This is a genomic window from Enterococcus sp. E5-162 (assembly GCF_035725965.1).
In the GTDB taxonomy this organism is placed as follows: domain Bacteria; phylum Bacillota; class Bacilli; order Lactobacillales; family Enterococcaceae; genus Enterococcus_B; species Enterococcus_B lactis.
The window spans coordinates 1-4787 of record NZ_JAPRFV010000028.1 but is presented as its reverse complement, the minus strand read 5'-3'; the positions used below and the strand labels follow the sequence as shown (position 1 = coordinate 4787).

At 36.7% G+C, this 4787-nt stretch carries 8 protein-coding genes; 7 read left to right on the top strand and 1 reads right to left on the bottom strand.

Translation table 11 applies throughout. The features are described 5' to 3' along the window. Positions 1-270: 270 nt before the first annotated feature. Positions 271-429, bottom strand: coding sequence for a hypothetical protein (locus tag OZZ83_RS14525; protein ID WP_235586541.1), 159 nt, complete (start codon positions 427-429; stop codon positions 271-273). Between OZZ83_RS14525 and OZZ83_RS14520 the strand changes: the two genes are divergently transcribed. From OZZ83_RS14520 to OZZ83_RS14490, 7 genes are all read left to right on the top strand, one after another. Then, the gene (locus tag OZZ83_RS14520) at positions 380-571 is read left to right on the top strand and encodes a topoisomerase C-terminal repeat-containing protein (protein WP_235586542.1); all 192 of its coding nucleotides are present in this window, start codon (positions 380-382) and stop codon (positions 569-571) included. The two genes, OZZ83_RS14525 and OZZ83_RS14520, sit on opposite strands and share 50 nt — an antisense overlap. A gap of 556 nt (positions 572-1127) precedes the next feature. Continuing rightward, positions 1128-1316 (top strand): hypothetical protein, encoded by a 189-nt coding sequence (locus tag OZZ83_RS14515; RefSeq protein WP_002311028.1) that lies wholly within the window; start codon positions 1128-1130, stop codon positions 1314-1316. 723 nt (positions 1317-2039) lie between these two features. Further along, the gene (locus OZZ83_RS14510) at positions 2040-2462 is read left to right on the top strand and encodes a cupin domain-containing protein (protein ID WP_002307506.1); all 423 of its coding nucleotides are present in this window, start codon (positions 2040-2042) and stop codon (positions 2460-2462) included. An 84-nt stretch (positions 2463-2546) separates the two neighbouring features. Continuing rightward, entirely contained in the window at positions 2547-3200 is a 654-nt protein-coding gene (locus tag OZZ83_RS14505) for an ABC transporter ATP-binding protein (protein ID WP_002307505.1), read from the top strand. Further along, positions 3197-3961 carry an ABC transporter permease gene (locus tag OZZ83_RS14500; protein ID WP_002311027.1) on the top strand — a complete coding sequence of 255 codons (765 nt, stop codon included), beginning with the start codon at positions 3197-3199 and terminating at the stop codon, positions 3959-3961. Before OZZ83_RS14505 ends, OZZ83_RS14500 begins: the two co-directional genes overlap by 4 nt. Positions 3962-4362: 401 nt before the next feature. Then, a complete protein-coding gene (locus OZZ83_RS14495; RefSeq protein WP_002316088.1) occupies positions 4363-4500 on the top strand; it encodes a hypothetical protein in 138 nt (45 codons plus the stop codon). Beyond that, a complete protein-coding gene (locus OZZ83_RS14490; protein WP_325066104.1) occupies positions 4482-4703 on the top strand; it encodes a DUF302 domain-containing protein in 222 nt (73 codons plus the stop codon). The genes OZZ83_RS14495 and OZZ83_RS14490 overlap by 19 nt, the downstream gene beginning before the upstream one ends. The last annotated feature ends 84 nt before the right edge of the window (positions 4704-4787 follow it).

The window sequence follows — 4787 nt, the reverse complement described above, 5'->3', positions numbered from 1 at the left end:
ATTTCTACACGTGGCTTTCCAGCTAAGTAAAGATTGACGATTTGTTGCTTGAATTCTTGTGAAAAAGTTCTTCGTGTTCTCTTAGACATAAAAATTCCTCCTGGTATGTTTTCTTCTAGTCTACACAGCTTAATTTTTCTGTCTAGTTAATTGTAGCCTATCCATAAAACTAATATAAAGCTTGGTACGATTCTGTTTGTAAGACATACGAATAGTATCAGAGGTAGGAGCCAAGCTGCCTGATATTAAATTATCGATAAAGTAGAAAGGTTAAGCATTAGCCGCTGCAATAACTAATGCTAGGAGACAGCAACGTGTAACCATTACCGCACGTGTTTCTGAATGGTGGTAGCGACCGATTTGAACGGCTAGGGCGGAAATACGGTGCAAATTTACGCTTCCTAAAAGATGGAGCCAAAAAGCACTCACAAAGAAAAATGTCCAAGATTTATTAAGCAAAAGAGAAACGAGTTTAATCAAAGGGTTCAAAAGTAAAAAAGGAAGCAATTTCTCGGCAAAGTTAACACTGAATGACGAAATGAAATTAGCTTTTGAATTTCCAAAAAAATAAAAACACAAGATCTAGACCTTGCCCCTTTTGGAAAAAAGGGGCAAGCCCCCAAAATCGTCTCAGTCACCCAGTTGTAATAGCCTAAAACTGAATAACACTTAAATAAGTCAAGGAACGGGTAAGTATTTTTTGGCAGACCACCAAAAAATCTCCACCCTCACAGTCCTTGACTTCTTTATTTTTGGCTGTGGGCTGTCGTCGCCGACAGTCAAACCAGTTGTAAAAAATATTTGCTAGCTTGCCTGTCGCTAAAATAGTGTACCGCCAAAAAACGCTTGAAAGGAATTTTTCTTTTGCTCGCTTGTTGCTTTGTAAGAATAAGTAGCTATTCTGCAAATAACCCTAATATTTCGTATTTCTCTAAAAAACCAGTGTTTGAGAGGGAAGTTCTACGCTCATTTCAGATTGATCTATGGGTAACTATCCATGAAAATGCCTGTAAACCGCTCTTTTTTCAGTTTTTTTAAAGAGAGAGAAAATAAAAATAAAATACCAACTTTTTACGTATATTAATAACGAAGGACTTAAATATAGGATGATCAAAGGAGGCGTTCTTATGTATGAAGACGAATGGAGAGAATACTATGCAACCAAAAATGAGAGCATACATATTACGAGAAACAAACTCATTTTCCAATGCAATGAAGGAATCGCTCTGTCTACTCATAAAACGGAAATTGAAAGAATCATGCATGCATTGGCACTTAAACTCTTATTACTGGAGTTAAATTCATATGATTTTTAATCTGCAAAAAAGTTTATAGCACCATCGCTTATACCAGAAAATATAACAAACGCCGCATTGTTTTTTTGTGCACTTTAATAATCTATTCAACTAAGGAATTAAGCTGGCTGTCAAGAGAGTAATATCGTATTGAATCTCAGGTGGAAATTTTCTGCGGTATCTTTTTTGACTGAAATGACATTAGTGTCTTTTGGGGATTGTGTATGTAAGTATTTTTTAAAAGCATTTTAACAAGTTTTGGACAAAAATTCTCATGAAAAAACAGAATTTAAATAGCATGATAAATTAGAAAAGATAGTTTAATGTGCTTATAGGAACACCCCACTTTTACAGTCACAATCAATAACCTTGCTACTTTCTTTCGAAATTGATAAGAGTCTAAAAGATTGATAACGCTTGATAGTGAGCATAAACTTAATGTACGCTAGTTAGTTTACAAGTGTAAACTAAAAAATATGATGTGTCGTCTCTGAAATTCTCCCTGATTCAAGTCATAACCAGAGTACATATCGGTTATTTTTTGATTCCATATTTTTTCCTTTATGTGCTGAGGATTAAGGGGTACCAATTGTAATTGCGCGTTATATGGTCTTTGTTTAGAATCGCTCTCCAAAAAGCCAATTTTTTTGCATAGAATTTTTAGATGTGGTACCATTAATTAGAATTATTATAAATAAGAAGTAGGTATCATTGTTTCAGTACAAAGACTAGGAGGAATGGAAGATGGAAATAGACTACAAGGATCATGGGAAGAAGCCGTATATCATTAATATTGAAGACGCCACCACAGGAAATGATAATTACCGGACGACCATTTGGACAGGCAGTAAACTGCAAGTCACCGTAATGTCCATTCAACCGGGCGATGACATCGGTTTGGAAGTGCACGAAGGCATTGACCAATTTATCCGTATTGAAGAAGGAGAAGGAGTGTGTAAAATGGGGCCTTCTAAAGATAACTTACATGTTCAACAAAAAGTGATGGATGATGACGCCGTATTTGTTCCGGCGGACATGTGGCACAACATCGAAAACACCGGTGATAAGCCGCTCAGACTGTATACCATTTATGCTGGTCCAGATCACCTTGAAGGAACGGTTCACCCTACTCATGAAGACGCCAAAAACGATCCAAACGAACACTGAGGTACACTAGGATGAAACAAAAGCCCTGCACCCGTATGGGATGGTCCACTGGTGCAGGTCTTTTTTATAAAGGAGAGAAGTGGTATGAGTGATTCATTGTTTCAATTAGAGAAGGTTGGTTTTCAGGCAAACGGAAACCAAATCCTTCAAGATATCTCTTTTACAGTAAACAAAGGGGAAGTGATTGTTTTTTCTGGTCCTTCTGGAAGTGGAAAAAGTACCCTTTTGAAATTAATTGGTACGCTGCTTTCCCCAACTTCCGGAAAAATTTATTATCGAGGTACGGATCTGCAAAAAATCGATCCTGTGGAGTATAGAAAAGAAGTCTCTTATTTCTTTCAAAACGCTTCTCTATTCGATGAGACAGTTCAAGAGAACTTGTCTTTTCCTGCCCGCATAAGAGAAGAAGGATTTGATCGGGAACGTGCAAAAAAATTGTTAGAACGAGTTCAAATACCTGAAACTTACTTATCGAAAGAGGTCAAGGAACTATCAGGAGGGGAAAAACAACGGGTTGCATTGGTCCGAAATTTGATGTATCAACCGAAAGTGTTGCTCCTGGATGAAGTTACCAGTTCATTGGACCAAGAAAACAGAGCGATTGTCCTTGATTTAGTCCGAGACATGATGAAAGACCAACAAACTACGGTGTTGGCCGTCACTCACAACCAGGAAGAAATCGACCAAGCTTCTCGTCTGATTACTATCAAAGGTGGAAAAATGGAGGAATCGAAATGACAAACAATTTGGAAATCAGTAATCTTTCTTTGCTTTTATCCTCTGTCCTCTTGATAGTTGCCTTGTTGATTGATTACAAAGAGAAATTGGGATTAGGAAACGACATTTTTATTGCGGGAATTCGCGCTGTCGTTCAATTATTCCTTATTGGATATGTATTGAGCTACGTATTACGAGTGGATAACAACTTTCTCACTTTAGCGATGGTTTTGTTCATTGTGTTCAACGCTTCTTATAACGCCCATACACGCAGTGAGGGGATCAACCGCTCTTTTAAAATTTCAACGACGGCTATTGGAGTAGGAACAGCCTTGTCCTTACTCATTCTTGTTTTTTCAGGAGTCATTGACTGGACCCCTTCCCAAATCGTTCCAATTACAGGCATGATTGCCAGCAACGCCATGACTGCGATTGGAGTGACCTATCGGTCTTTGAATTCAAAATTTACGGACCAACGCCAACAGGTATTGGAAAAATTGGCATTGGGAGCCAATAAAAAACAAGCGTCCATGAGTATTGTAAGAGAAAGCGTCAAAACGGGCATGGCTCCTTCTATTGACCGAACAAAAACGGTTGGACTTGTCAGCCTACCAGGTATGATGTCAGGGTTGATTTTTGCGGGAATTGATCCTGTTCAAGCGATTCGTTACCAAATTGTTGTGATGTTTATGTTGATTTCAGTTACTGCGATTTCTTCATTTATTGCTAGTTATATGGCTTACCGTGAGTTTTATAACAATCGCAGTCAATTAATTATATGATTTGGGATGATACACTACTCTTAAAACCAGTGGTTACAATTTTATGTAGTTAAAAGAAGACCTCACGAGAATAATTGCAAAAAGAACTTCATTTTTTAAGGAAGAAGGATATTTTTGTCATCGAATCTTTGGAACGACTAGGGCGAAACTATGATGAAATTTTTTATATAGTGCAGCAACTGGATTAAAAGGATATCGGACTGATTGTTTTGAACATGCCTATCCTCAACCAATGAGAACTTTCGACGAAATCATGTTCTAGAAAGAAATTTCTATCCAATAAGAATTCCAAATCATGGACACTATTATCAAAGAAGCTTTAATAGATAAAATATTCAAAGCAGATTCTAAAAAAGTCGATTCCACAAAATATACATGAAATGAAAAATGGAGGAATATAAGTGAACTTTATGTATGAAGTTAAAACAACTAAATCATTCCAAGCGGCAACAGAAGCACTCATTGAGAAACTCAAAGAAAGAGAATTTGGTGTATTGTATCAAGTTAATTTTAAAGAAAAATTAAATCTAAAGGGTTAGATTTCCCTACAAATTTTGAGGTATTAGAAATATGTAATCCAAAACAAGCAAAAGAAGTATTGGAAAAACGTATTGAAGTTGGCTACTTTTTACCGTGTAAGGTAGTTGTTTATGACAAAGAAGCCGATGTGTATATTGGACTACTAAAACAAACAGTATTACCCGTGGTGCTAGTTAATTTTTTCCTAGAGGAAAATGTCTAAACATGTTGGTAAATCAACAAAAAAACGCATATAGTAGTCTCAAAACTCCCAAGAAATGAGGACTACATATGCGTTCATCAAAAT

Coding starts and splice junctions, on each gene's coding strand:
- OZZ83_RS14510 (WP_002307506.1), top strand. CDS start 2,040: ATGGAAATAGACTACAAGGATCATGGGAAGAAGCCGTATATCATTAAT.
- OZZ83_RS14515 (WP_002311028.1), top strand. CDS start 1,128: ATGTATGAAGACGAATGGAGAGAATACTATGCAACCAAAAATGAGAGC.
- OZZ83_RS14505 (WP_002307505.1), top strand. CDS start 2,547: ATGAGTGATTCATTGTTTCAATTAGAGAAGGTTGGTTTTCAGGCAAAC.
- OZZ83_RS14500 (WP_002311027.1), top strand. CDS start 3,197: ATGACAAACAATTTGGAAATCAGTAATCTTTCTTTGCTTTTATCCTCT.